The 23,155-nt window shown below is 74.1% G+C and carries 24 protein-coding genes; 14 read left to right on the plus strand and 10 right to left on the minus strand.

Annotation, left to right across the window (positions count from 1 at the left end; genetic code table 11):
- The 6 genes from ACZDWJ_RS07745 to ACZDWJ_RS07770 form a co-directional block, all read left to right on the plus strand.
- The coding region (locus ACZDWJ_RS07745; RefSeq protein WP_463520362.1) for a Dyp-type peroxidase at positions 1 to 1,139 on the plus strand (1,139 nt) is incomplete at its 5' end.
- 139 nt (positions 1,140 to 1,278) lie between these two features.
- The gene (locus tag ACZDWJ_RS07750) at positions 1,279 to 2,085 is read left to right on the plus strand and encodes a DsbA family protein (protein WP_463520363.1); all 807 of its coding nucleotides are present in this window, start codon (positions 1,279 to 1,281) and stop codon (positions 2,083 to 2,085) included.
- A gap of 26 nt (positions 2,086 to 2,111) precedes the next feature.
- Positions 2,112 to 2,765 carry a vitamin K epoxide reductase family protein gene (locus ACZDWJ_RS07755; protein WP_463520364.1) on the plus strand — a complete coding sequence of 218 codons (654 nt, stop codon included), beginning with the start codon at positions 2,112 to 2,114 and terminating at the stop codon, positions 2,763 to 2,765.
- On the plus strand, positions 2,762 to 3,442 hold the full coding sequence (locus ACZDWJ_RS07760) for a copper resistance CopC family protein (protein WP_463520365.1): 681 nt from the start codon (positions 2,762 to 2,764) through the stop codon (positions 3,440 to 3,442). The genes ACZDWJ_RS07755 and ACZDWJ_RS07760 overlap by 4 nt, the downstream gene beginning before the upstream one ends.
- The gene (locus ACZDWJ_RS07765; protein WP_463520366.1) at positions 3,439 to 5,460 is read left to right on the plus strand and encodes a cytochrome c oxidase assembly protein; all 2,022 of its coding nucleotides are present in this window, start codon (positions 3,439 to 3,441) and stop codon (positions 5,458 to 5,460) included. Before ACZDWJ_RS07760 ends, ACZDWJ_RS07765 begins: the two co-directional genes overlap by 4 nt.
- Positions 5,461 to 5,683: 223 nt before the next feature.
- On the plus strand, positions 5,684 to 6,682 hold the full coding sequence (locus ACZDWJ_RS07770; protein WP_463520367.1) for a hypothetical protein: 999 nt from the start codon (positions 5,684 to 5,686) through the stop codon (positions 6,680 to 6,682).
- A gap of 69 nt (positions 6,683 to 6,751) precedes the next feature.
- Here the strand turns inward: ACZDWJ_RS07770 and ACZDWJ_RS07775 are convergent, their stop codons facing one another.
- Together ACZDWJ_RS07775 and ACZDWJ_RS07780 are read right to left on the minus strand one after the other, a co-directional pair.
- Positions 6,752 to 8,335, minus strand: a complete 1,584-nt coding sequence (locus ACZDWJ_RS07775) for an MXAN_6640 family putative metalloprotease (protein ID WP_463520368.1) — start codon at positions 8,333 to 8,335, stop codon at positions 6,752 to 6,754.
- 32 nt (positions 8,336 to 8,367) lie between these two features.
- A complete protein-coding gene (locus tag ACZDWJ_RS07780; RefSeq protein WP_463520369.1) occupies positions 8,368 to 8,772 on the minus strand; it encodes an adenylyltransferase/cytidyltransferase family protein in 405 nt (134 codons plus the stop codon).
- An 80-nt stretch (positions 8,773 to 8,852) separates the two neighbouring features.
- Between ACZDWJ_RS07780 and ACZDWJ_RS07785 the strand changes: the two genes are divergently transcribed.
- Together ACZDWJ_RS07785 and ACZDWJ_RS07790 are read left to right on the plus strand one after the other, a co-directional pair.
- The gene (locus tag ACZDWJ_RS07785; RefSeq protein ID WP_463520370.1) at positions 8,853 to 10,187 is read left to right on the plus strand and encodes a DUF445 domain-containing protein; all 1,335 of its coding nucleotides are present in this window, start codon (positions 8,853 to 8,855) and stop codon (positions 10,185 to 10,187) included.
- A 20-nt stretch (positions 10,188 to 10,207) separates the two neighbouring features.
- Positions 10,208 to 10,453, plus strand: coding sequence for an RNA-binding S4 domain-containing protein (locus tag ACZDWJ_RS07790; RefSeq protein WP_463520371.1), 246 nt, complete (start codon positions 10,208 to 10,210; stop codon positions 10,451 to 10,453).
- Positions 10,454 to 10,549: 96 nt separating this feature from the next.
- On the opposite strand, the gene ACZDWJ_RS07795 is transcribed toward ACZDWJ_RS07790, so the two are convergent.
- The 5 genes from ACZDWJ_RS07795 to ACZDWJ_RS07815 all read right to left on the minus strand — a co-directional run bounded on the left by ACZDWJ_RS07795 (position 10,550) and on the right by ACZDWJ_RS07815 (position 13,933).
- Positions 10,550 to 11,734, minus strand: a complete 1,185-nt coding sequence (locus ACZDWJ_RS07795) for an alpha-hydroxy-acid oxidizing protein (RefSeq protein ID WP_463520372.1) — start codon at positions 11,732 to 11,734, stop codon at positions 10,550 to 10,552.
- Between the two features lie 96 nt (positions 11,735 to 11,830).
- Complete coding sequence (locus ACZDWJ_RS07800) at positions 11,831 to 12,199, minus strand: FKBP-type peptidyl-prolyl cis-trans isomerase (protein ID WP_463520373.1); 369 nt, start codon at positions 12,197 to 12,199, stop codon at positions 11,831 to 11,833.
- Between the two features lie 76 nt (positions 12,200 to 12,275).
- The gene (locus ACZDWJ_RS07805; protein ID WP_463520374.1) at positions 12,276 to 12,449 is read right to left on the minus strand and encodes a CsbD family protein; all 174 of its coding nucleotides are present in this window, start codon (positions 12,447 to 12,449) and stop codon (positions 12,276 to 12,278) included.
- Positions 12,450 to 12,601: 152 nt separating this feature from the next.
- Positions 12,602 to 13,120, minus strand: coding sequence for a hypothetical protein (locus ACZDWJ_RS07810; protein ID WP_463520375.1), 519 nt, complete (start codon positions 13,118 to 13,120; stop codon positions 12,602 to 12,604).
- A 9-nt stretch (positions 13,121 to 13,129) separates the two neighbouring features.
- Positions 13,130 to 13,933 (minus strand): alpha/beta hydrolase, encoded by an 804-nt coding sequence (locus tag ACZDWJ_RS07815; RefSeq protein ID WP_463520376.1) that lies wholly within the window; start codon positions 13,931 to 13,933, stop codon positions 13,130 to 13,132.
- Positions 13,934 to 14,060: 127 nt separating this feature from the next.
- On the opposite strand from ACZDWJ_RS07815, the gene ACZDWJ_RS07820 reads away from it, so the two are divergent.
- From ACZDWJ_RS07820 to ACZDWJ_RS07830, 3 genes are all read left to right on the plus strand, one after another.
- Positions 14,061 to 14,801: a lysophospholipid acyltransferase family protein gene (locus ACZDWJ_RS07820; protein WP_463520377.1), complete on the plus strand. Its 741-nt coding sequence runs from the start codon at positions 14,061 to 14,063 to the stop codon at positions 14,799 to 14,801.
- 65 nt (positions 14,802 to 14,866) lie between these two features.
- Positions 14,867 to 15,319 (plus strand): flavin reductase, encoded by a 453-nt coding sequence (locus ACZDWJ_RS07825; protein ID WP_463520508.1) that lies wholly within the window; start codon positions 14,867 to 14,869, stop codon positions 15,317 to 15,319.
- Positions 15,316 to 16,224 carry a hypothetical protein gene (locus tag ACZDWJ_RS07830; protein ID WP_463520378.1) on the plus strand — a complete coding sequence of 303 codons (909 nt, stop codon included), beginning with the start codon at positions 15,316 to 15,318 and terminating at the stop codon, positions 16,222 to 16,224. Before ACZDWJ_RS07825 ends, ACZDWJ_RS07830 begins: the two co-directional genes overlap by 4 nt.
- A gap of 1 nt (position 16,225) precedes the next feature.
- Here ACZDWJ_RS07830 and ACZDWJ_RS07835 read toward each other — a convergent pair whose 3' ends face one another.
- Positions 16,226 to 16,801 carry a hypothetical protein gene (locus tag ACZDWJ_RS07835; protein ID WP_463520379.1) on the minus strand — a complete coding sequence of 192 codons (576 nt, stop codon included), beginning with the start codon at positions 16,799 to 16,801 and terminating at the stop codon, positions 16,226 to 16,228.
- The gene (locus ACZDWJ_RS07840) at positions 16,798 to 17,619 is read right to left on the minus strand and encodes a DUF1028 domain-containing protein (protein WP_463520380.1); all 822 of its coding nucleotides are present in this window, start codon (positions 17,617 to 17,619) and stop codon (positions 16,798 to 16,800) included. Before ACZDWJ_RS07840 ends, ACZDWJ_RS07835 begins: the two co-directional genes overlap by 4 nt.
- Before the next feature lie 99 nt (positions 17,620 to 17,718).
- On the opposite strand from ACZDWJ_RS07840, the gene ACZDWJ_RS07845 reads away from it, so the two are divergent.
- Positions 17,719 to 18,747 (plus strand): 6-phosphofructokinase, encoded by a 1,029-nt coding sequence (locus ACZDWJ_RS07845; protein WP_463520381.1) that lies wholly within the window; start codon positions 17,719 to 17,721, stop codon positions 18,745 to 18,747.
- 289 nt (positions 18,748 to 19,036) lie between these two features.
- On the plus strand, positions 19,037 to 20,344 hold the full coding sequence (locus ACZDWJ_RS07850; RefSeq protein WP_463520382.1) for an HNH endonuclease signature motif containing protein: 1,308 nt from the start codon (positions 19,037 to 19,039) through the stop codon (positions 20,342 to 20,344).
- A 137-nt stretch (positions 20,345 to 20,481) separates the two neighbouring features.
- Here ACZDWJ_RS07850 and ACZDWJ_RS07855 read toward each other — a convergent pair whose 3' ends face one another.
- Entirely contained in the window at positions 20,482 to 21,459 is a 978-nt protein-coding gene (locus tag ACZDWJ_RS07855; RefSeq protein WP_463520383.1) for a quinone oxidoreductase family protein, read from the minus strand.
- A 252-nt stretch (positions 21,460 to 21,711) separates the two neighbouring features.
- Between ACZDWJ_RS07855 and ACZDWJ_RS07860 the strand changes: the two genes are divergently transcribed.
- Positions 21,712 to 23,109, plus strand: a complete 1,398-nt coding sequence (locus tag ACZDWJ_RS07860) for an APC family permease (RefSeq protein WP_463520384.1) — start codon at positions 21,712 to 21,714, stop codon at positions 23,107 to 23,109.
- Positions 23,110 to 23,155 lie beyond the last annotated feature (46 nt).

Consider the following 23,155-nt stretch of genomic DNA (forward strand, 5'->3'; position numbering starts at 1 on the left):
CGGGCACGGGCTCCACGGGCCCGGCCCAGGCGCCGCCGCGCACCTCGACCGGCGCGACGCCCCTCGGACCCGAGCCGGGAGCGGCGCTCGTGCCGTTCCACGGCCCCCACCAGGCCGGCGTCACGACCCCGCCGCAGGCCCACCTGTCCCTGCTGGGGCTGGACCTGCGCCGCGGCGTCGACCGCGCCGGCCTCGGACGCCTGCTCGGGCTGCTCAGCGACGACGCCCGTCGCCTGAGCGTCGGCCTGCCGGCGCTGGCCGACTCCGAGCCCGAGCTCGCCGCCCGCCCGGCCCGGCTGACGGTCACCCTGGGCCTGGGTCCCGCGGTGATGAGCGACCTGCTCGGGAGGCCCGACGCGCTGGCGCCGCTGCCGGCCTTCCGCACCGACCGTCTCCGTCCGGAGTGGGGCCAGAGCGACCTCGCCGTCCAGCTGTGCTGCGACGACCCGATCACGCTGGCCCACGCCCGTCGGATGCTGCTCAAGGACGCCGCCGCGTTCACCCGCGTGCGCTGGATCCAGGACGGCTTCCGGCGCGGGGCCGGCATGGACGCCGCGGGGGCGTCGATGCGCAACGTCATGGGGCAGGTCGACGGCACCGGCAACCCGCAGGAGACCGACGCGGACTTCGCCTCGCTGCTGTGGTCGCGACGGGCCGGGCTCGAGGGCGCCACCACGATGGTGGTGCGGCGCATCCGCACCCTCCTCGACACCTGGGACGCCGTCGACCGCGTCGGTCGCGAGGCGGTGATCGGCCGTCGACTCGCCACCGGGGCGCCCCTGACCGGCGAGCACGAGGACGATCCGCTCGACCTCGAGGCCGTCGACGACCTGGGCCTGCCGGTGATCGATCCGGCCAGTCACGTCGCGCGCGCCCACAGCAGCGATCCGCGCGAGCGGTTCCTGCGCAGGCCCTACAACTACGTCGTCCCGGACGCCTCGCGGCCGACGGGGGAGGACGCCGGCCTGGTGTTCGTCGCGTTCTGCGCCGACGTCGCGCGGCAGTTCGTCCCCGTCCAGCGGCGGCTGGCCGCCCAGGATCGCCTCAACCAGTGGATCAGCGCCATCGGCTCGGGGGTCTACCTCGTGCCGCCCGGGGCCGCCGAGGGGGAGGTGGTGGGCGCCGCCCTCCTCGCCTGAGCGCGGCTCCGCGACCCCGACCACCCGGTTCCCGCACGACCACCCGCACGACCACCGCACGACCACCGCACCACCACGCGCACGACCACCGGCGCGACACACTTGACCCAGCACCACCGATCAGGACCAGGAGCCCTCGATGGCCAAGAACTCCCCGAACCTCCCGCCGCTGCCCGACGACGAGGGCAGGCGCGCCGATGCCGCTCGACAGCGTCGCGAGAACGCCGCCGCGGCCCTGAAGGTGCAGCGTCGTGCGCAGCTGCGGCGCCGCCTGCTGGTGCAGTCGGCGATCGGCCTCGTCGTCGTGCTGATCGCCGTCGGCGTCACGGTGCTGGCGCTGCGCAGCGGCGACGACAAGCCCACCGCCTCCGACGTCTCCGCTCCCGCGCAGGTCTCCGCCGACGGCTCCTTCGCCGTGGGCGCCGCGGCCTCCTCCTCGGCGAAGCCGAAGGTCACCCTGCAGGTCGTCGAGGACTTCCAGTGCCCGATCTGCCGACAGTTCGAGGAGTCCGGGGGCCGTGAGCTCCTCGCGCAGTACGCGCAGTCCCAGGACGTCCGTGTCGAGTACCGCGGCGTCGCCTTCCTCGACCGGCAGTCGAGCACCCAGTACTCCACCCGGGCGCTGAACGCCTCGGCGTGCGTGATGCCCTCGGGCAGCGAGGTCTGGCTGGCCTTCCACCGCTCGCTCTTCGACCAGCAGCCGCCCGAGGGCGGCGACGGCCTGCCCGACTCCACCCTGATCAGCCTGGCCGAGAAGGCGGGCGCGAAGGACGTCTCCTCCTGCATCCAGGACCGTCGCTACGAGGACTGGACGGCCGCGACCACCCAGGACTTCTTCGACGGCGGCGGCACCGGCACGCCGACGATCTACCTCGACGGGAAGCCGCTCTCCAACCCGGCGCCGGCCGCCGTCAAGGCCGCCGTCGACGCCGCCTTGGCGAAGTGAGCGGGGGGAGTGTCACAGTGGACCCGATGAGCCAGACCCTGACGACCTCGCGGCCGGAGGACCCCGACCTGCCCGACGACGACCGCCTCGACGCCTCCGGGCGTCCGCTGCCCTCGTGGCGCGCCTACGGCATCGCCCTGATCGTGCTCGGCGGGATCGGCCTCGCGGCCGCGTTCACGCTGATGGTCGACAAGGTCAAGATCCTGCAGAACCCGGACTTCCGGCCCTCCTGCGACATCAACCCCGTGCTCTCGTGCGGCTCGGTGATGGTCACCGACCAGGCGTCGGTCTTCGGGTTCCCCAACCCGATGCTCGGCCTGATCGGCTTCAGCATCGTGGTGACGATGGGCGTCCTGTACGCCAGCGGGGTGCACCCGCCGCGGTGGATGCAGATCGGCCTGGCCGGCGGCGCGCTGGCCGGCGTCGTCTTCGTGCACTGGCTGGCCTACCAGTCGCTTTACGAGATCGGCGCGCTGTGCCCCTGGTGCATGGTCGTGTGGGCCGTCACCCTGCTGCTCTCGGTGTGGACCTGGACGCTGACGGTGCGCGAGCTGCGTCCCGACAGCGACGTCGCCGCGGTGCTCTTCGACGTCCGATTCCTCATCGTGGTGCTCTGGTATCTCGGGTTCGGCATCGCGATCCTCGTGCGGTTCTGGGACTACTGGAGCACGCTGCTGTGAGCCGCGACCGCTCCCGCCGGCGCCTCCTGCCGGTCCTGCTCCTGACGCTGTTCGGCCTGCCGATGGCGCTCGGCGTCGCCCTGGCCTCCCCGGCCTCGGCCCACGCCGCGCTGGTGTCCTCCGACCCCTCCGACGGCGCCCGCCTCACCGCGGCGCCCGGACGCGTCGACTTCACCTTCTCCGAGGACATGGCGGCCCCCGCCTACGTCGTCGTCACCGGCCCCGACGGCGCGAGCGTCACCTCGGGCAAGCCGACCATCGACGGCGCCGTGGTCAGCCAGCGCCTCGCCGCGGGCCTGCCCGCGGGGACGTACACGATGGCCTACCGCGCGGTCTCCGCCGACGGCCACCCCGTCACCGGCCAGCTGTCCTTCAGCGTCGCCGACGGCGCCTCCGCGCCGGAGACCCTCACGCCCTCGGCGAGCACCACGGGGTCGGCGACGGCGATGGCCAGCCCCGACGCCGCGCCCTCCGACGCCGCGCCCTCCGATGCCGCGCCCTCCGATGCCGCTCCTTCCACGGCTGCGGCCACCCCGAGCGACGGCGACTCCGGCGGCTCCTCGGCGGCCCTGCTGGTCGGCGTCCCGGTGGCCCTGGTCGTCGTCGCCGGCGGACTGTGGGCGCTCTCGCGGCGCCGTCCCGATGCCGGATCCGATCGTGGGGGCACCCAGGCGTGAGCGCACCTGACGTCCGCACGGTCCGGTCCATCCGGAGCCGGCTGGCCGCCGTGGTCACCGCGGCCGGACTCCTCGCCCTCGTCCTCATGCTGCGGCTCGGGGGCGGCGGCTACGTGCCCGTGCCAGCAGGCCTGCCGGACCCCGGGCGCCTCACCTCGTGGGCGCTGCCCCTGGCCACCGGCGCCGCGCTCGCGCTCGGCGTGCTGGTCACCGGGGCGCTGCTGGTGCCGCTGCTGACCGTCACCGCCGAGAGCGGCCAGGACCTGCGCGGACGCGGTCTGCGGGCCGTGCGCGCCGTCCGGCCGCTGGCGCTGGGCTGGGCGGTCGCGGCCCTCGCCGCGCTCGTGCTGACCTGGTCCGACCAGTTCGCGGTGCCGCTGAGCCGCTTCGACCTGCGCGACGTCTACGGCTTCGCCCGCCAGGTCGACCAGGGCCAGGCGCTGCTCGTGCAGGCCGGGCTGGCGCTGGTCGTCGCCGTGTCGTCGCGCTGGGTGCTGCGGCTGCGGGAGTCGGGCTGGCTGCTGGCCGGCGCGCTGGCCGCGGCCGTCCCGCCGGCCCTCACCGGGCACGCGGCGGCCGCCGGCAGCCACGACACGGCCGTCATCAGCCTGATCGTGCACGTCCTGGCCGTCTCGGTGTGGGTGGGCGGTGTCGTCGCCCTGTGGTGGCACGTCGGCGACCTCCCGCGCACCCGCCGGATGGCCGCGCGGCGCTTCTCCTCGGTCGCGACCTGGTGCTTCGGCGTCGTCGCGGTCTCGGGCGTCATCAACGCGCTCGTCCGCCTCGGCGGACTCGGCCCGCTGCTCACCTCCGACTACGGCCGCGGCGTCCTGGTGAAGGTGGTGCTGCTCGGCGGCATCGGCCTGCTCGCGGTGCGGGTGCGCGGTGCCTACCTGCGCTCCACCGGTGACGGGGCGGGAGCGCCCGAGGACGCCCGGGGCCTGCGGCCGCTCCTCGTCCTCACGGCGGGCGAGCTGGCCCTGATGTCGGCGGCCATCGGCCTGGGCGTCGCGCTCTCGCGCACGCCTCCGCCGCAGGGCGAGGTCTACACCGGCGTCGCGGAGTCGCTGCTGGGCGGTCCGGTGCCGCCCGCGCCCACCGCGATGCGGCTGCTGACGTCGTTCACCGCCTCCGGCGTCGGGCTGCTGGTGGTGCTGCTGGGCACGACCGCCTACCTCGTCGGCGTCGCCAGCCTGCGACGTCGGGGGGCCCGCTGGTCTCCGCTGCGCACCATCGCCTGGCTGCTCGGCATGCTCGCCGTCGCGTACGCCACCCTCGGCGGCCTCGGCGTCTACTCGCACGTGATGTTCAGCGCCCACATGGCCTCGCACATGGTGCTCTCGATGATGGCGCCGATCCTGCTGGTGCTCGGCTCGCCGGTCACCCTCGCGCTGCGGGCCCTGCCCGGCACCGACGAGGACGGCGGCCGCGGGCCGCGGCAGTGGCTGGCCGGGGTGCTGCGCAGCCCGTACGTCCGGATCATCACCCACCCCGTGGTCGCCGCCGGCATCTTCGTGGTCAGCCTCTACGGCATCTACTTCAGCGGCCTGTTCGAGCACCTCATGGAGAGCCACCTCGGCCACGGCTTCATGGAGCTGCACTTCCTGCTGGCCGGCTGCCTCTACTACGAGGTGCTGGTCGGCGACTCCCCGATCCCGCACCGCCTCAGCCACCTCGCCCGGCTCGGACTCGGCCTGGTGGTCATGCCGTTCCACGCCTTCTTCGCGATCGCGGTCATGGGCAGCTCGACGGTGATCGGCGGGCGGTACTACGAGCTCCTCGACCGCGGCTACGCCACCAACCTGCTCGACGACCAGAACCTCGGCGGCTCGCTCACCTGGGCCCTCGGCGAGGTGCCGATGGTGCTGGTGCTCTTCGTCCTGCTCGCGCAGTGGTACCGCACCGACACCCGCGAGGCCCGGCGTCGCGACCGGCAGGCCGACCGCGACGACGAGGCCGAGCTGACGGCGTACAACGAGATGCTCGCGCGCATCTCCGGACGCGACGGCGGGGCCTGACGGGGGCCCGACGGGGGCCCGACGGGCGCCTGACCCGGGTCGGGTCACCCTCGGAGTCATCCGATCGGACATTTCCTCCGGCCTGCCCGGGTGGTCCGGCGCGCGGAGCCTGTCTCCGAGGCAGGAGGGCTCCCTAGACTCAGGGCCACCGCCCGACGACCCGCGTCCGGCGCGGCTCGGGGCCCTGATCGGCCGCCGACCGATCGACCTGAGAGGAGAGGCCGTGACCCTGCGCTGGTGGCGATCTCGCAACCGGGCCGTCGTCGACGTGCGACTGGGCTACGGTGCCCTCGGCCTCGGCGCGGTGGCCTTCGTCGTAGTGCTGGCCGCCACGCTCGTGGTCAAGGAGGTCGTCGTCCCGGCGATCACTGGGCCCAACCCCGTCACCGCGGCGGCCCAGAAGGTCGTCCGCTCCAGCTTCCTGCGGCCCGAGGCCACCGCCCGCACCGTCACCGACCCCGGTGCCGCGGGCGGCACCGCCGGCCGCGGTGGCGCGTCCGGCGCCCCGCAGAGCCCGTCGTCCTCGCCCAGCCCGTCCGCGACGCCCTCGAGCTCGCCGTCGACGCAGCCCACGCCGACCCCGACGCCCACGCCCACCCCGACGCCCACGCCGACCGACCCGGGCACGCCCGCGGCCCGCGCCGGCGCGGTCTCGAGCATCACCGATCCTGTCGCGCAGGGCCTCACCGACACCCTCGACGGCCGCACCGGCCACGCGCTCACCCCCGTCACCGGCGCCGTCCGCGGCACCGTGGGCGCGGTGGGCCAGGCGGGCGACGCCGTCGTCGACGTCCTCACCGGCACGGTCGGGGGCGTCACCGGCGTCGTCGGCGGCCTCCTCGGCGTCCTGCTGGGCGGCAAGCCCGGCACCTCCGGCACCTCCACCAGCCGTCGCACCGCCGTCTCGCACGCCTCTGACGCCTCTGACGACGCCAGCACCCCGGCCTCCGCCGCGCACCGGGCCCCGCGGGCCCAGCGCCACCAGGGGCGGGCCCAGGACCGGGCTGAGCGCCGGGTCGAGCGCCGGGTCGAGCGCCGGGTCGAGCGCCGGGTCGAGCGGCCGCAGCGTCACGAGCGCCGGGTCGAGCGCACGCAGCGTCACGAGCAGCGCGCCCAGCGTCAGCAGGAGCGTGCGCAGCGTCACGAGCAGCGCGCCCAGCGTCACGAGCACCGGCAGCAGCAGCGCCACGGTCGGCACGGCGACGACCGCCAGCGCCGCTGACCCCTGCATGCACGAGGGCCCCGCACCGGATGCGGTGCGGGGCCCTCGTGCGTGAAGACGCGGTGAGCGTCAGCGCACCACGGCGGTGACGGTGAGGCGGAACGCGCGGTCGTCGTCGACCGGGGTGCCCGAGCAGCTGGCGGTGTCGGGGCCGTTGCCGCACACGTAGCGCGTGGAGGCGTTGGCGACGGCGACGGTGGCGTAGCGGATCGAGGCGGCCGAGAACGGCACGGTGACGCTGCCGCGTCCGCTGCGGATCGGCACCGAGTACTGGCTGATCGCGCCGTTGCGGCTGCGCACCACGACCGAGGCGTAGGGCGAGGCGCTCGCGGACGGGCCCGCGATGCTGACCCGCAGGCCCCAGCGGCTGCTCGTCAGGCTGGAGGACGGGGCGATCCGGTAGTCGTGGGCCGCGAGGTGGTCGATGGCGGTGGAGTAGGTGCGGCTGCGCGTGGAGGAGCCCACCGACGTGCTGCCGGTGATGCGCGCCTTCGGCCACGCCGAGCCCTCGGAGTAGAAGTGCTGCGGCTCGGTGTTCGCCCCCGCGTAGGAGGCGAACCGCTTGGCCAGGGTGCCCTCCGAGGCGAGCACCGAGCGCATGGCGGGCAGCGACGACCTGCCGCCCTCGCCGGGGTACTGGCTGGCCTGCACCCACACCCGCTTGACGATGCTGCGGCCGAGGCGCTCGCTGAGGTACTGCCACCAGGTCCAGTTGCCGTACTGGGTGACGCCGGTGCCGTCGTCGAAGCGGTCCAGCGGCACGGTGGGCCGGGCCACGGAGCTCTGCGGGAGGTACTGGCGGTTGTCGTTGACGGCGTCGGCGACCTGCTCCTCCATCCAGGTGGCGGTCGACTCCATCAGCCACGGGTCCTCGGCGGCGTCGTAGTTGAACTGCACGGCGTGGAAGAACTCGTGCGCGGCGGTGACCGCGAGGCTGTTGGCCGGGGGAGCACCGAACTGGCTCTGGGCGAAGTCGTCGTCGAGCACGCAGAAGCCGTAGTAGGAGCGGCCGGAGCCGACCTGCTGCTCGGGCGCGCAGTAGCCGTAGTAGCCCTTCGAGCCGACGTCCTTGAGGTAGACGTCGAACCGGCCGTCGCCGCCGTTGTTCGCGGCGGTGCGGTCGCTGGTGGGCGCGCGGTAGCCGAGGTCGGTGACCTCTGCGCGGTAGACCTTGTTCATCTCCGCGAGGGTGCGGTCGACCCAGGCCTGGTTCGGGGGCGCGTCGGTGCCGGTGGTGACCCAGTGGAGGCAGAAGCGCTGACCGCACTTCTTGCTCTCCGGCGTCAGGTAGCCGTCCTGGTAGGGGTCGGCCAGGCCGTCGGTGGGGCGGGCCAGGAACGCGTCGGCCTCGCGCCGCTGGTCGCCGGTGAGCGCTGAGCGGACCAGGGAGAGGTCGCGCAGAGCCAGGGTGAGGTCGCCCGAGGCGTCGGCCGGACCGGAGGGCCGCGCGGAGCGCTGGGCGGTGGTCGGCGCCAGCAGGGAGCGGACGTGCGCCAGGGCGGCGACGGCCGCGCCGGTCGAGGGCGACCCGGTGGCGGCGTCCGCGTCCGGGCCGTCGGCGGCGACCGACGCCGTGCCGGGAGCGAGGGACAGGGCGAGGGCGAGCGCGGCCGAGGCGGCCAGCGGCAGGGCCCGAGAGAGACGGTGACGCATGGGGACACCTTGCCTCACCGGCCGCGGAGGCGTCAGGGGGTGCCCGAGATCTTCTCGATGAGGGCGGTCGTGGAGATCGCCGGCGTGCGCGGCAGGTAGACGACCTCGCAGATGTCGTTGAACTCGTCGAAGCGGCCGGCCCAGTCGTCGCCCATGACCAGGACGTCGGCGGCGAAGCGCTCGATGTACTCGCGCTTCTGCTCCAGGCTCTCCTCGAGGAAGACCTCGTGGACCGGCTTGAGCGCCGCGACGATCGCGAGCCGCTCGGACTCGCTGAACACCGGCTCGCGGCCCTTCTTGCGCAGGTTGAGGGCATCGGCGGAGACGCCGACGACCAGGCGCTCGCCGAGCGCCGCGGCCCGCTCGATGACCCGCAGGTGCCCGACGTGGAAGACGTCGAAGGTGCCGAAGGTGATGACGGTGCGGGGCGCGGACATGCGCGCAGTCTCCCATCTGCGACCACGTCCTCGTGCGGGTGGGCGTCCGGTGGGCGCCGGTACGACATGATCGGAGCACGATGACCGCCACCACCGATCCCACGACCGAGCCCACCGAGCCCCCGGGGCCCACCGATGCCACCGCACCGGCCGCACCGGCCGGGCCTGCGACCTCCGGCGACGCCGCCGCCGACGCCGTCCGGCTGCGCCAGCTGCGGCAGATGCGCGGCCTGGCCCTCGGCCTGCTGGTCTTCGCCGCGGTCGTCTACGTGGCGACCCTCGGCCGCGACGGGTTCTGGGGCTTCGTCAACGCCGGCGCGGAGGCGTCGATGGTGGGCGCGATGGCCGACTGGTTCGCCGTCACCGCGCTGTTCCGCCATCCGCTCGGCCTGCCGATCCCGCACACGGCGCTGATCCCGCGGCGCAAGGACGACCTCGGGCGGGGGCTGGAGGAGTTCGTCGGCGAGAACTTCCTTCAGGAGCAGATCATCCGCGAGCGGATGGCGGCCGTCGACCTCTCCGCCCGCGTCGGCCGGTGGCTGTCGGGGCCCGAGCACGCCCAGCGCGTCGTCGACGAGGTCGCCGAGGTCGCCACCGTGGCCCTGCGCAAGGTGCGCGACGAGCACGTGCGCAGCCTCGTCGAGGACGCCCTCGTGCCCCGCTTTCACGAGGAGCCGATCGCCCCGCTGCTGGGCGACCTGCTGGCCGAGGCGATGCGCGACGACCTGCACCACGGGCTGGTCGACCTCGCCCTCGAGGAGCTCCACGGCTGGCTGGTCGACAACCCCGACACCGTCACCGAGGTGCTCGGCGAGCGCGCGCCCTGGTGGTCGCCGACCAGCGTCAACGAGCGCGTCACCCAGCGGGTGCACCTCGAGCTGGTGCGCTGGGTCGCCGACATCCGCGATCAGCCGCAGCACCGGGCTCGCGCCGCGCTCGACTCCATGCTCGCCCAGCTGGCCCGCGACCTGCGCGAGGACGAGGCCACGATGGCCCGCGCCGAACGGCTCAAGGATCGCCTCCTCGACCAGCCGCAGGTCGTCGAGACGTTCGTGTCGCTGTGGGAGGCGCTGCGGCGCGCCCTCGTCGCCTCCCTGCAGGACGAGCAGGGCGAGGTCCGTCGCCGCCTCCACCTCGAGCTGGCCCGCTTCGCCACGCGGCTGGAGGAGGAGCCGGCCCTGCGCGCCCGCCTCGACGGCCTGGCCGCCGACGCCGCGGTCTTCGCGATCGACCGCTACGGCAGCGAGCTCACCTCGGTGATCACCAGCACCATCGAGCGCTGGGACGGCCGCGAGGCCGCTCGCCGCATCGAGCTGCACGTCGGCCGCGACCTGCAGTTCATCCGCATCAACGGCACCATCGTCGGCGGCCTGGTCGGCGTGCTCATCCACGCCCTCGCCGTGCTGTTCGGCTGAGCGCCTGGGAGACTGGAGCCGTGGCCGAGCCCTTCGACGTCCCCATCAGCGACGAGTCCATCCGTCTGGGCCAGTTCCTCAAGCTGGCCAACCTCGTCGACTCCGGCGCCGTCGCCAAGGACGTCATCGCCGCCGGCCAGGTGTCGGTGAACGGCGAGGTCGACGTCCGCCGCGGCCGTCAGCTCGTGAAGGGCGACGTCGTCACCCTCTCCGGGGAGTCCGCGCGGGTGGCCGACGAGGGCGCGCTCGACGACCTGCCCTGGTAGTCCGGCGTCCCCAGGCTGTGGACGGCCTCGAGATTGGTCAGGGGAAGTTGGGCGTCAGAGGCCCGAAGTTCCCCTGACCAAGGAGAAGTTCCCCGGTCAGCCGGGGAACTCCTGGGTCCCCGCCCGCACCACGCACTCCCGCCCGAGATCGGCGAGCGTCGACCAGCCGGATCCGGCCATCGTCAGGTCCAGCTCGCCGAGGAGGCACCTCAGCACGTGCTCGACGCCGGCCTGGCCGGCGAGGGCGAGGCCGTAGAGGTAGGGGCGGCCGAGGAGCACGGCGTCGGCGCCGAGCGCGAGCGCCTTGAGGACGTCGGGGCCCGAGCGGACGCCGGAGTCGAAGAGCACGGTCATCCGATCGCCGACGGCCTCGGCGATGGCGGGCAGGCAGTCGAGCGAGGCGACGGCGCCGTCGACCTGGCGGCCGCCGTGGTTGGACACCACGATGCCCTCGACGCCGTGCTCGAGGGCCAGGCGTGCGTCGTCGACGTGCTGGATGCCCTTGACGAGGATCGGCCCCGACCAGCGCTCGCGCAGCCACGGCAGCTGGTCCCACGACAGCCCGGGGTTGGGGAACACGGCGGCGAACCCGAGGCCGGCGGCGCCGCGGTCCTCGTCCCAGGGCTTCTCCAGGCGGCCGGCGAAGACGGGGTCGGAGGTGTAGTTGGCGATGCCCTCGGCCGCGAGGAAGGGCAGGTAGCCGCGGTCGAGGTCGCGCGGACGCCAGCCCAGCAGCGTCGTGTCGACGGTGAGGACGAGGGTGGTGTAGCCGGCGGCCTGCGCGCGGCGCAGCAGGCTCTCGCACAGCTCGGGGTCGTTGGGCCAGTACAGCTGGTACCAGCGCTGGCCCTCTCCGGAGGCCCCGGCCACCTCCTCGATCGAGTGGCTGGCCTGGGTCGAGTGCACGAACGTCAGGCCGAGGGCGGCGGCGGCGCGGGCGGAGGCCAGCTCGCCCTCCGGATGGGCGAGGGTCTGGACGCCGACCGGGCCGAGCAGCACGGGCGCGCTCATCGGCGTCCCCAGCACCGTGGTGGAGAGGTCGCGGACGGCGTGGTCGCGCAGCATCCGCGGGACGATGCGCCACCGCTCGAAGGCCGCGACGTTGGCGCGGGCCGTCGACCCGCCGCCGGCGCTGGGGACGATGTAGCCGAGCGGGGCGGGGTCGAGCACCTCGGCGGCCGCGGTCTCCAGGCGGGTGAGGTCGGTGGTGATGGCCGGCGTCTCGCCGAGGAACATCCCCGCGGCGTAGATGGAGGTCTGGTGGTCGCCGAAGTGCGTCATGGCGTCAGTGTGGCGCGTCGGGCCACCCGCGGCGAGCACGACGCACGAGAGCCCCGTCCGGTCGGGGACGGGGCTCTCGCCAGGACGGCTGGGGCCTCAGGAGACGCCGAGCAGGTCGACGACGAAGATGAGGGTCTCGCCGGGCTTGATGACGCCACCGGCGCCACGGTCGCCGTAGCCGAGGTGCGGCGGGATGACGAGCTGTCGGCGGCCGCCGACCTTCATGCCCTGGACGCCCTGGTCCCAGCCGGAGATGACCTGGCCGATGCCGAGGCGGAACCGCAGCGGCTCGCCGCGGTTGTAGGAGGCGTCGAACTCCTCACCGGTGGAGTGGGCGACGCCGACGTAGTGGACCGACACGGTCTGGCCGGCGGTGGCCTCCGGGCCCTCGCCGACGGTGAGGTCGGTGACGACCAGGTCGGCGGGCGGGTCGAAGGCGGGGAACTCGATCTCGGGCTTCTCCATGTCGCCAGCCTAGGCCGCGCGGGGGAGGGCCCGGATCCCCGGGGGACGACGGTCGCCCGCCGTCCCCCGGACGGGGTCACTTCTTGAAGGCGTCCTTGACGTCCTCGACCTTGCCCTTGACGGAGGACTCGGCCTGGTCGGCCTTGCCCTCGGCCTTGAGCTTGTCGTTGTCGGTGGCGTCGCCGACGACCTCCTTGGCCTTGCCCAGCGCGTCCTCGGCGGCGTTCTTGGCCTTGTCGATGAAGCTCATGACGCATTCCCTTCGTGAGTCCGCGCCGGCCCGGATGGTCGGCGCTTCTGCGTTGTTGACCGTTGGTCGTCACGAGGAGCCCGGACGTCACGCGTCGAAGGGGTGAGGTGGGTCACCGCGGGGTCGAGCGAGGGACGACCCCGCTCAGGCGATCAGACCTGCGCGCCGTCGTCCCACGGGTCGTGCGGCTCGCGGGGCATCTGCGCCACGAGGTAGACGAACCCGCCGATGAACCACCCGACGAGCCCGTAGGCGAGCAGCTGCGGCACCGAGATGCGGAAGAGCAGCGTCGTGAGCAGCACGATCGGGGAGCCGAGCACGCCGACCCAGGCGAGCAGGCGGTCGGGGGTCGGGCGCGGCAGCGGCGGCGGGGGCGGCGGGACGAACTCCTCGTCGAGGTCGTCGGCGTCCTCGGCGTCGGCGGATCCGGCCGCGGGCTCGCCGTCCCACTCCGCGGCCCGCCACGGCTGGAAGAGCCGCTCGAGGGACGCCGAGGGCGAGGGGTCGGGACGTGCCGGGCCGTCCTGGGGCTCGTCAGGCTCCAAGGCGTGGCGCTCGCCGTAGTTCTCGACGATCGAGCGCCAGGCGTCGTCGTCGGACGGCGGGGTCCCGGGCTGGTCGCCGGGGTCTCCGGGGTGGTCGCCCGTGTGGTCGCCGGGGTGGTCGCTCATGGCGTCAGCTCAGTCCGAGGTCGAGTCGGTGGGCGCGACCAGGCCGGTCACGCGGGCGATGAAGGCGGCCGAGCCGTGGTGGATGCGCTCGGCGTCGTGGTCGAGGGTGGCGACGTGGTAGCTGTCCTCGAGCCGCACGACGGAGACGTCGGTGGAGGACACGCCGCCGAGGATGATCGGCTCGGAGCTCTCGTCGACGACGTGGTCGACGGTGGAGCGCAGGTAGAGCAGGGGCGCGGTGATGCGCGGCAGATCGGCGCGCAGCGGCCCCCAGGCCTGCATCATCGAGTGGGCGGCCTTGAGCGGCGTGCGGTCGTAGCCGTTCTCGCTGACGCCGGGGGCCTTGATGTCGCCGGCGATGCCGGGGAACGAGCCGACGAGGTGCTTGATCACCGGCAGCGCCTTGACGTCGAGACGCTTCGTGGCGACGGCCGGGTTGACGACGATGACGCCGGCCGGGCCGTCGGGTCCGGCGTGGTCGGCGGCCAGGCGCAGCACGAGTCCGCCGCCCATCGAGAGCCCGGCGACGACGACGGCGTCGCACCGCGTCCGCAGGTCGGCGTAGCGCGCCGACAGCTCGCCGTACCAGTCCGCCCAGCGCCGGGTGTTGAGGTCCTGCCAGGTCGTGCCGTGCCCGGGCAGGCGCGGCACCTCGACGGCGTAGCCCTGCTCGGCGAGGTAGTGGCCCCACGGCTTCATCGACGACGGCTGGCCGGTGAACCCGTGGCTGAGCAGCACGCCGACGCTGCGGCCGCCGGTCAGCTCGGGGCGGGCGGGCAGGGACAGCGGCTCGGCGCCGGGCAGGAGGTCCACGAGAGATGATTCTGCCTGACGTGGTCCAGGGGTCCTCCGGGGTCCGCCGTGGCACTAGGGTGACGGCAGACCGATCGGGATCGACGCGCAGACGAGCGGCGCAGGTGAGCAGGGGGATGGCGGGGCGATGTTCTACTGGTTCCTCAAGTGGGTGGCGCTGGGTCCGCTGCTGCGCGTGGTGTTCCGGCCCGAGGCCTCCGGCCTGGAGAACGTGCCCGAGGACGGGCCGGCGATCCTCGCCTGCAACCACCTCTCCTACTCCGACTGGCTGTTCATGCCGCTGACGCTGCCGCGGCGCGTCACCTTCGTCGCGAAGGCCGAGTACTTCACCGCGCCGGGCCTCAAGGGCTGGCTGCAGAAGTCGTTCTTCTCCGGGTCGGGCCAGGTGCCCATCGACCGCAGCGGCGCCGACGCCGCCGCCGGCGCGCTGCTGGCGGCCAAGAAGGTGCTCGGCGAGGGCGGCCTGTTCGGCATCTTCCCCGAGGGCACCCGCTCCCACGACGGCCGCCTCTACCGCGGCAAGACCGGCGTCGCCCGGCTCGCGCTCGAGACCGGGATCCCGGTGATCCCGGTGGCCGTCGTCGGCACCGACGTCGTCGCGCCCCCGGGCAAGAAGTTCGGCCGGCACACCCGCCCCATCGTCCGGTTCGGCGAGCCGCTCGACTTCTCGCGCTACGAGGGCCTGGAGAACGACCGGTACATCCTGCGCTCGATCACCGACGAGATCATGTACGAGATCATGCGGCTCTCCCAGCAGGAGTACGTCGACCTCTACGCCGGCCGCGCCAAGGAGCTCTCGAAGTCGGCGGCCAAGGACGCCAAGGACGCCAAGGGCTCCCCGGCCGACGGCGAGCGGCGCGCCTCCTGACCATCCACGCCGGGCACCCGTTCGCGGACGCCGAGCCCGACCCCGTCCGACGCCTGCGCGGTCGACTGGGCGGGGCCGTCACGCTGTGGACGGCCTCCGCGCCGTCCCTGCCGGCCGGACGCACCGGGCTCACCGTCACCTCGCTGATGATCGCCGCCGGTCCGGAGCCGGCCGTCCTGGCGCTGCTCGACCCCGACTCCGACCTCGCCGAGGCGCTCCTCGAGGGCGGCCGCGCCGTCGTCTCCACGCTGCGCTGGGACGACCGGGCGATGGCCGAGGCGTTCGCCGGCACCGCGCCGGCCCCGGGCGGGCCGTTCCGGATGGCCCCGTTCGTCGACACCCCGTGGGGCCCGCGCCCCGAGCGCACCCCGGCCTGGGCAGGGGTCGAGCTCGTCGAGCAGCGCGAGGTCGGCTGGTCGGTGCTGGTCACCTGCCGCCTGGCCGAGGTCGAGGTGGACGACGACGACGATCCGCTCGGCCATCGACGCGGTCGCTGGCAGCGGCTCGCGGCGCCGTGAGCCTCGAGGACGACCTCCTCGCCGAGGCCGAGCGCCTCTACGCGCTGCCGGTGGGGGAGTTCACCGCCGAGCGCGACGCCCGGGCCAGGGCGCTGCGTGGCGACGCCCGCGAGCTCTCCGACGCCGTCCGCACCCTGCGTCGCCCGACCCTCGCCGCGTGGGTGGTCAACCTCCTGGTGCGCGTCGAGCACGCCCAGGTCGCCCAGGTGGTGGAGGTGGGCCAGGCGCTGCGGGTCGCCCAGGAGGGGCTGGCGGGCGAGGAGCTGCGCGCGCTGACCCGTCAGCGGCGTCAGCTCACCGCCGCCGTCACCGGACGCGCCCGCGCCGTCGCCGGGTCACGGGGCGTCCGCATCACCGACGCCGTCGCCGACCAGGTCGAGGCCACCCTCACCGCCGCGATCCTGGATCCCGGCTGCGCGGCGGCCGTGCGCAGCGGACTGCTGGTCTCCGCGCTGTCGGCCACCGGGGTCGACCCCGTCGCGGCCGGCGAGGCCGTCGCCGTGCCCGGGGCGCTGGGGCACCTCGCCGCGCCCGCCGTCCCCGAGCCCCCGGCCGAGCCGCGGCGTCCCGAGCTGCACGTCGTCGTCGACGAGTCGGCCCGCGAGCGCGAGCGGGAGGCGGCCCGGGAGGCGCTCGCGGACGCCGAGGAGGCGCGGGGGCGGGCCGCCTCCGCCCACGAGCGGGCGGCGGAGGAGGTCGAGGTCGCCTCGGCGCATGCCCTCGAGGTCGAGGCCGGGCTGGAGGAGCTGCGTCGTCGGCTCGCCGAGCAGGAGGCGCGGGCGGAGGCCGCCGACGATGCTCTCGCCGAGGCCGAGGAGACGCGCGACCTCGCCGCCGAGGACCTCGCCGAGGCCGAGCCCGCGGTCGAGGAGGCCCGCGCCGAGGTCGCGCGCCTCAGCCGGTGACTCAGGCGAGCGGCGACCCGAGCAGCACCGGCACCGCGAGGCCGTCGAGCAGCCGCGGGTCGGTGCGGGCCGGGGGAGCGGCGTCGACGTCGGGGAGGGCGTCGTCGGGCACGCCGAGATCCTCCAGGGCCGTCAGGACGTCGGTGCTCCAGGCCGCCTCCGGGGCCACCGCGTGCCACGCGCCGCGCGTCAGCCGCGCCACGAGGTAGGCCTCCAGCGGGCCGAGGGCGCAGCGTCCCTCGGTGACGTGCACCCAGGTGTGCGGCTCCTCGGCGGCGATCCGTCCGGCCCGCTCGAGGAGGTCGTCGGGGGTGCCGGGAAGCGCGGGCCGTGCCGCGCCGAGGGTCTCGGCGTCCCAGAGCGCCAGGACGCCGACGGCGCCGCGCAGCTCGAGCGCCTCCGGAGGCTGCGGCGCATCACGCAGCACCGCGAGCACGACCTCGACGGCCGCCCGCCACAGCGGCTCGAGCGCGCCCGAGCCGTCGAGGTCCTGCTCCGCGGTGGCGTCGCCGAGCCGGGCGCGGACGCCGTCGAGCCGCAGCTCGACGTGCAGCGCCGGGGAGTCGGCGAGGGTCACGCCGGGGTGCCGCGGACGATCGCGAGGATCCGCTCGTCGATCCAGGAGAGGTCGGGGGCCACGCGCATCTCGTAGTTCTCGGTGCCGACCCAGGCATGGAAGTCGCGGTGGCCGCCGGCGGTGGCGAACGCCTCCAGCTCGGCCTCGAGCTCGGGGGTGACGGCCACCTTCTCGTCCTCGCGGGACGCGGTGAGGTAGAGCTCGTGGAGCTCCAGGAGCCGGGCGAGCTCGCCGATGGGGTCGGCGTGGTCGTCGACGCGCAGGTCGACCGCGACGTCGTCGAGGCCGCCGTAGCCGGCGCCCTCGCGCACCACCAGGATCGCCGCCGACTGTCGGCCGCGGGAGTCGCCGCCCGCGGCGTCGCCCGCCGCCAGCGCGGCGAAGAGCCGGTCGGAGAGGGGGAGGGTCTCGTCGGCCTCCAGGAAGGCCGCCTCCATGGCGAGCACGACGTCCTCGCCGGCCAGGGTGTTGCCCTGGATGGCGTAGCCGGCACCCGTGACGCCGCCGGCCCAGCTCAGGCACGACGGGCCGGTGTGGGTGGCGGCGTTGCCCTCGACGTCGACGATGCCGAGCTGGCGGTGGTCGCGCCCCTCGTCGTCCTCGACGAGCCGCTCGAGGGCCACCGACGCGGTGGCGCCCTCGTCGAGCAGCGAGAGGCCCAGGCCCTTCCAGGAGACGTTGGCGTCGGCCTGGGTGGCGAGCGCGCCGACCCCGGCGACGGCGGCCGGCACCGCCGAGCCCACCGCCAGGAACTTCGAGGCGACCGCGACGCCCCACGACTCGCCGTCCGCTGATCTGGCCACGATCGAGAAGGTCATGGTCGAACCGTAGCGCCGCCGGTAGCGTCGCGGTGACCGGGACGGCGGCCTCGCCGTGCCCGACCCAGCCTTGAGCCCAGCGTCGAAGGGAACACCCGCATGCGAGTCGGAGTCCTCACCGGTGGGGGCGACTGCCCCGGCCTCAACGCCGTCATCCGCGCCGTGGTGCGCAAGGGCGTCCAGGGGCACGGGTTCGAGCTCGTCGGCTACCGCGACGGCTGGCGCGGGCCGCTCGAGGGCCTGACGATGCCGCTCGGCGTCGAGCAGTGCCGCGGCATCCTGCCGCGCGGCGGCACCATCCTCGGCTCCTCGCGCACCAACCCCTTCGGCGTCGATGGCGGCGTCGAGCGGATCCGCGAGAACCTCGCGGCCGACGGCGTCGACGCGCTGGTGGCGATCGGCGGCGAGGACACCCTCGGCGTCGCCACCCGCCTCGCCGAGCTCGGCGTCGACGTCGTGGGCGTCCCGAAGACCATCGACAACGACCTCTCGGGCACCGACTTCACCTTCGGCTTCGACACCGCCGTCAACATCGCCACCGAGGCCATCGACCGCCTCCACACCACCGCCGAGTCCCACCACCGGGTGCTCGTCGTCGAGGTGATGGGTCGTCACGCCGGCTGGATCGCGCTGCACTCCGGCATCGCCGGCGGTGCCAGCGAGGTGCTCATCCCCGAGCAGCCCTTCGACATCGAGGCCGTCTGCGCCCGCGTCGAGACCCGCTTCCAGACCCAATACGCCCCGATCATCGTCGTCGCCGAGGGGGCCGTCCCCGCCGACGGCAGCGGCATGACGCTGACCTCGGGGGAGAAGGACGCCTTCGGCCACGTGCGCCTGGGCGGCATCGGCGACCGCCTCGCCTCCGAGATCGAGCACCGCACCGGCAAGGAGGCCCGTGCGGTCGTCCTCGGCCACGTGCAGCGCGGTGGCACCCCCACCGCCTTCGACCGCTGGCTGGCCACCCGCTTCGGCCTCCACGCCATCGACGCCGTCGCCGACGGCGCCTTCGGCACGATGATGGCGCTGCGCGGCACCCGCATCGAGCGGGTCCCGCTCGCCGAGGGCACGGGGGAGCTGAAGACGGTCAGCCCCGAGGAGTACGCCGAGGCGCAGGTGTTCTTCGGGTGAGGTGACCGAACGGGCTCGCGCTGGGTGGTTCGTGGGACGTTGTGGCCGTCGGCGGCTTCCTGGTCCGCCTGGCGTCGAAAGGCGCACCTAGGAGGGCGGTTCCCCGGGACGCCGCGTCGGTGCGCCGCCGCCGGTGTGCGAGCGCCGGCTTCGATGGTCCCGGTGGGCGTGCGCTGCCCCGGTGGGCGAGCGGCGCCTCGGTGGTCGAGCTTGTCGAGACTCCCGCACCCGCCCGGAATCCCTGTGCACATTCTCTTCCTTTCGAACTGGTGTTCTAGTAGAATGAGGCATGGCCACTCGGAAGCCCCGTCTCCTGCGCGACAGCGACCTGCTGCGCGCAGCGATGCAGGCCAAGCAGGGTGCTGAGGCCCTGGAGCGGGAGGCCTTCCAGCTGGCCGCTGACTGGGCAATCGCCCACACGGTCGCCGATGAGATGGACGCCGCGTTCCTGGTGGGCACGCATTGCGAGGTGGCGATCGCCGGTCCTGGTGCGCCGATGGTCTCGGAGTACTGCTGCGACGAGATCGCAGCCGCTCTCGGGATGTCCACGGACTCCGGGCGGTTCTACGTGGGCCACGCTCTCGAGGCGTGCACGCGTCTCCCGCGGCTGTGGGCCCGGCTCGTCGAGGGCGAGGTAACCGTCGCCCAGGTCCGGCGGATCACCGAGCAGACAATGGTGCTCTCCTTCGAGGCGGCCGCGCGGGCGGATCAGCTGCTCGCGGCGTATGCGCACTCGGTGGGGCGGCGGGCCATCGAGAACGCGGTCAACCTCGCCGAGCAGCAGGTCGATCCCGACCTCGCGGCCCTGCGCCAACGCCTGGCTCGTGACGACCGGCGCTTCGACGTCGCGGTCGACCAGCCGAGTCTCGACGGCACCGTCGACGTGCACGGCCGGATGGACCGCGAAGATGCGATCGACCTGGATGCCGCTCTTGCGGAGCTGGCCCACCAGGCCCTCGCGCTCGGCTCGACCGACTCCCTCGACGCACGTCGTGCGTGGGCTGCTGGACAGCTCGGGCGGGAGCACCTCGACCTCCCAGACCCGTCGGTGGTCGAGCCTGTCGAGACCCCCGCACCCACACGCCGACGCGAGACGGTCCTCTACGTCCACCTCTCCGCCGACGCCCTCGGCGAGATCGGCCCCATCGCGACGCTCGAGGCCACGCGGTCCCCGTTGCTGCTGGACGCGGTGAAAGGCTGGTGCGCGGACGCCTCGAAGGTCACGATCCGGCCGGTGCTCGACCTGGCGGCCGAACGGCACTGCGAGTCCTACGAGGCCGCACCCCTCCTCCGCGAGCAGGTCATCGCCCGCGACCGCACCTGCGTCTTCCCCCACTGCCGCCGCCCCGCCCGGCGCGCCGACCTCGACCACATCAACCCGTTCGACACCGGCGGCCCGACCTCGTCGTGGAACCTCGCCTGCCTCTGCCGGCATCACCATCGCTCGAAGACCCATTCCGGCTGGCGCTATCGCCCCGACCCCGAGCATCCAGGGCACCATCTGTGGACCAGCCCCACCGGCGTCCACTTCCGACGCGGCCCCACCGGCACCGTCCAACTCCCGTTGGTCGAGCCTGTCGAGACCCCCGCACCCTGACGTCCCGCTGACCATCACCCCAGCCAGTGACCAGACCCGGTCCCGGGCTGGAGGTGCGCCCGGGATCCCGGCTGGCTCGATTCCCGACGGGTCTCGCTGGTCGAGCCTGTCGAGCCCGGTCGCCGGGCGGGAGGCGCTCAGACCTCCAGCACGAGCTTCCCGGTGGTGTGGCCGGAGTCGATGCGGCGGTGTGCCTCGACGACCTCGTCGAGCGGCAGGACGGCGTCGATGACGACCCGCAGGCGGCCCTCGGCGGCCAGACGCAGCAGCTCGGGACGGGCGGCGGCGCGGACCTCGGTGCCGGGATCGGCGCCCGGGCCACCGCCGAGGACGGCGACGCCGGCGGCAGGGGCGGTGTCGAAGTTCGCGATGGTGGCGATGCGGGCGACGGGCACCAGGGCGAGGGAGACCTCGAGGGCCTCGGCGGTGCCGACCAGGTCGAGGGCGGCGTCGACGCCGTCGGGGGCGGCGGCGCGCACGCGGTCGAGGAGGCCGTCGCCGTAGGCGATCGGCTCGGCGCCGAGCTCGCGGAGCAGGTCGTGGCGGGCGGGGCTGGCGGTGGCGAGCACGCGGGCACCGCGCAGGGCGGCCAGCTGGACGGCAAGCAGGCCGACGCCGCCCGAGCCGCCGTGGATCAGCACGGTGTCGCCCTCGGCGACGGCGGTGGCGGTGAGCGCGTGCTCGGCGGTGGCGCCGACCAGCAGGAGGCCGGCGGCCTCGGCCCAGGGGAGCCCGGCGGGCTTGGCGACCACCGAGGAGGAGGCGACGACGATCTCCTCGGCGTACGCGCCGCCGATCGGGTAGGCCACGACCTCGTCGCCGACGGCAAACGGCGCTCCCTCCCCGACGGCGGTGACGACGCCGGCGGCCTCCGAGCCGAGCCGGCGCGGAAGGTCGGCGGGATCGGAGCCGAACATCCCGGAGCGCACCTTGGCGTCCACGGGGTTCACGCCCGCGGCGTGCACCCGCACCCGCACCTCGTCCGGGCTGGGGGCGCCGACGGGCACGTCGACGACCTCGAGCACCTCGGGTCCGCCGAAGGCGGTGGCGACGACGGCGCGGGTGGTGGCGGGCAGGTCGGCAGGCAGGTCGGCAGGCAGGTCGGAGGCGCTCATGTGGGGTCGAACCCCGCGGAGGGCCCGTCGCATTCCGGACGCACGGTCACTACGGTGCGGTCACGAAGCGAGTCCACGGGTTTGGGTGGGGTGCCACCCGGGGTAGGGCCCGTGGGTTACCCCCCTCATCGATCCGCGGCGACGGATCAGCGACGAGCACCAGGAGGCCGCATGTCGGCGCCCAGCACAGACACCCATGGCAGCGCGGGAGCCCCGGACGCCGGAGGCGATGGTCCCGGCCTGAAGCGGGTCATGGGCCCGGGCCTGCTGCTGCTGTTCATCGTCGGCGACATCCTCGGCTCGGGCGTCTACGCCGTCACCGGACGCCTGGCCACCCAGGTCGGCGGCGTCGCGTGGCTGCCGTTCCTCGTCGCGTTCGTCGTGGCCACCCTCACCGCCTTCTCCTACCTCGAGCTGGTGACGAAGTATCCGCAGGCGGCCGGCGCCGCGCTCTACGCCCACAAGGCGTTCGGCATCCACTTCATCACCTTCCTCGTGGCCTTCACGGTCATCTGCTCGGGCATCACCAGCGCCTCGACGTCCTCGGGCCTGCTCTCGGCGAACCTGCTCATCGGCCTCGACGAGATCCTCCCGGGCATCCCCACCGGCAGCACCGCGACGCTGCTGGTCGCGCTGGCCTTCATGGTGGTGCTGGCGCTGATCAACCTGCGCGGCGTCGGCGAGAGCGTGAAGTTCAACGTCGTGCTGACGCTGGTGGAGATGGCCGCGCTGGCCATCGTCATCGGCATCGGCGTCTACGTCGTGGGCCGCGGCGAGGGCGACCTCTCGCGCGTCACGGTCTTCGAGTCCTCCAGCGACAAGGGCCTGTTCATGGCCGTCACGGTGGCCACCGCCATCGCCTTCTTCTCGATGGTCGGCTTCGAGGACTCGGTGAACATGGTCGAGGAGACCCGCGACCCCGAGCGGATCTTCCCGCGGGTGATGCTCACCGGCCTCGGCATCGCCGTGGTCATCTACATGCTCGTCGCCATGACGGTCGTCGCGGTCATCCCGCAGGGCCGCATCCTGGAGTCGGCCGCCAACGGCGAGGCCGGCATCCTGCTCGACGTCGTCAAGGTCGGCGCGCCGGACCTGCCGATCGACAAGTTCTTCCCGTTCATGACCGTCTTCGCGGTCGCGAACACCGCGCTCATCAACATGCTGATGGCCAGCCGCCTGGTCTACGGCCTGGCCCGCCAGGACGTCCTGCCGCGCTCGCTCGGCCGGGTGTCCCACCGCCGTCAGGCGCCCTACGTCGCCATCGCCTTCACCACCCTGCTCGCGCTCGGCCTGATCACCTACGTGCGGCTCTCCTCGGAGAGCACCGTCGTGACGGCGCTGTCCGGCACCACCTCGCTCCTGCTGCTCGCGGTCTTCAGCATCGTCAACGTCGCCTGCCTGGTGCTGCGCCGCCGCGATCCCGAGCACACCGGCTTCAAGGCGCCCGGCCCGGTGCCGGTGCTCGGCGCCGTGGCGTGCCTCTACCTGCTCGGCCCGTGGGCCCGGCTCGAGGCCGACATGATCCAGTACAAGATCGCCGGATCCCTGCTCGTCATCGGCGTCGTGCTCTGGGTCGTGACGTGGTTCGCGAACCGCGGTCTGCGGGCCCAGCGCACCGGCTTCCGCGACATCGAGCACCTCGAGGACTGACGCGAGCGGGCCCGCCCACCGGCATCGTGGTCAGCTGCCAGAACGA

Source organism: Nocardioides sp. B129/18 (genome assembly GCF_055282735.1).

Coding starts and splice junctions, on each gene's coding strand:
- ACZDWJ_RS07800 (WP_463520373.1), bottom strand. CDS start 12,199: ATGGAGAAGCCCGAGATCGAGTTCCCCGCCTTCGACCCGCCCGCCGAC.
- ACZDWJ_RS07750 (WP_463520363.1), top strand. CDS start 1,279: ATGGCCAAGAACTCCCCGAACCTCCCGCCGCTGCCCGACGACGAGGGC.
- ACZDWJ_RS07850 (WP_463520382.1), top strand. CDS start 19,037: ATGGCCACTCGGAAGCCCCGTCTCCTGCGCGACAGCGACCTGCTGCGC.
- ACZDWJ_RS07840 (WP_463520380.1), bottom strand. CDS start 17,619: ATGACCTTCTCGATCGTGGCCAGATCAGCGGACGGCGAGTCGTGGGGC.
- ACZDWJ_RS07845 (WP_463520381.1), top strand. CDS start 17,719: ATGCGAGTCGGAGTCCTCACCGGTGGGGGCGACTGCCCCGGCCTCAAC.
- ACZDWJ_RS07855 (WP_463520383.1), bottom strand. CDS start 21,459: ATGAGCGCCTCCGACCTGCCTGCCGACCTGCCTGCCGACCTGCCCGCC.
- ACZDWJ_RS07795 (WP_463520372.1), bottom strand. CDS start 11,734: ATGACGCACTTCGGCGACCACCAGACCTCCATCTACGCCGCGGGGATG.
- ACZDWJ_RS07860 (WP_463520384.1), top strand. CDS start 21,712: ATGGGCCCGGGCCTGCTGCTGCTGTTCATCGTCGGCGACATCCTCGGC.
- ACZDWJ_RS07780 (WP_463520369.1), bottom strand. CDS start 8,772: ATGTCCGCGCCCCGCACCGTCATCACCTTCGGCACCTTCGACGTCTTC.
- ACZDWJ_RS07785 (WP_463520370.1), top strand. CDS start 8,853: ATGACCGCCACCACCGATCCCACGACCGAGCCCACCGAGCCCCCGGGG.
- ACZDWJ_RS07805 (WP_463520374.1), bottom strand. CDS start 12,449: ATGAGCTTCATCGACAAGGCCAAGAACGCCGCCGAGGACGCGCTGGGC.
- ACZDWJ_RS07775 (WP_463520368.1), bottom strand. CDS start 8,335: ATGCGTCACCGTCTCTCTCGGGCCCTGCCGCTGGCCGCCTCGGCCGCG.
- ACZDWJ_RS07820 (WP_463520377.1), top strand. CDS start 14,061: ATGTTCTACTGGTTCCTCAAGTGGGTGGCGCTGGGTCCGCTGCTGCGC.
- ACZDWJ_RS07755 (WP_463520364.1), top strand. CDS start 2,112: ATGAGCCAGACCCTGACGACCTCGCGGCCGGAGGACCCCGACCTGCCC.
- ACZDWJ_RS07810 (WP_463520375.1), bottom strand. CDS start 13,120: ATGAGCGACCACCCCGGCGACCACACGGGCGACCACCCCGGAGACCCC.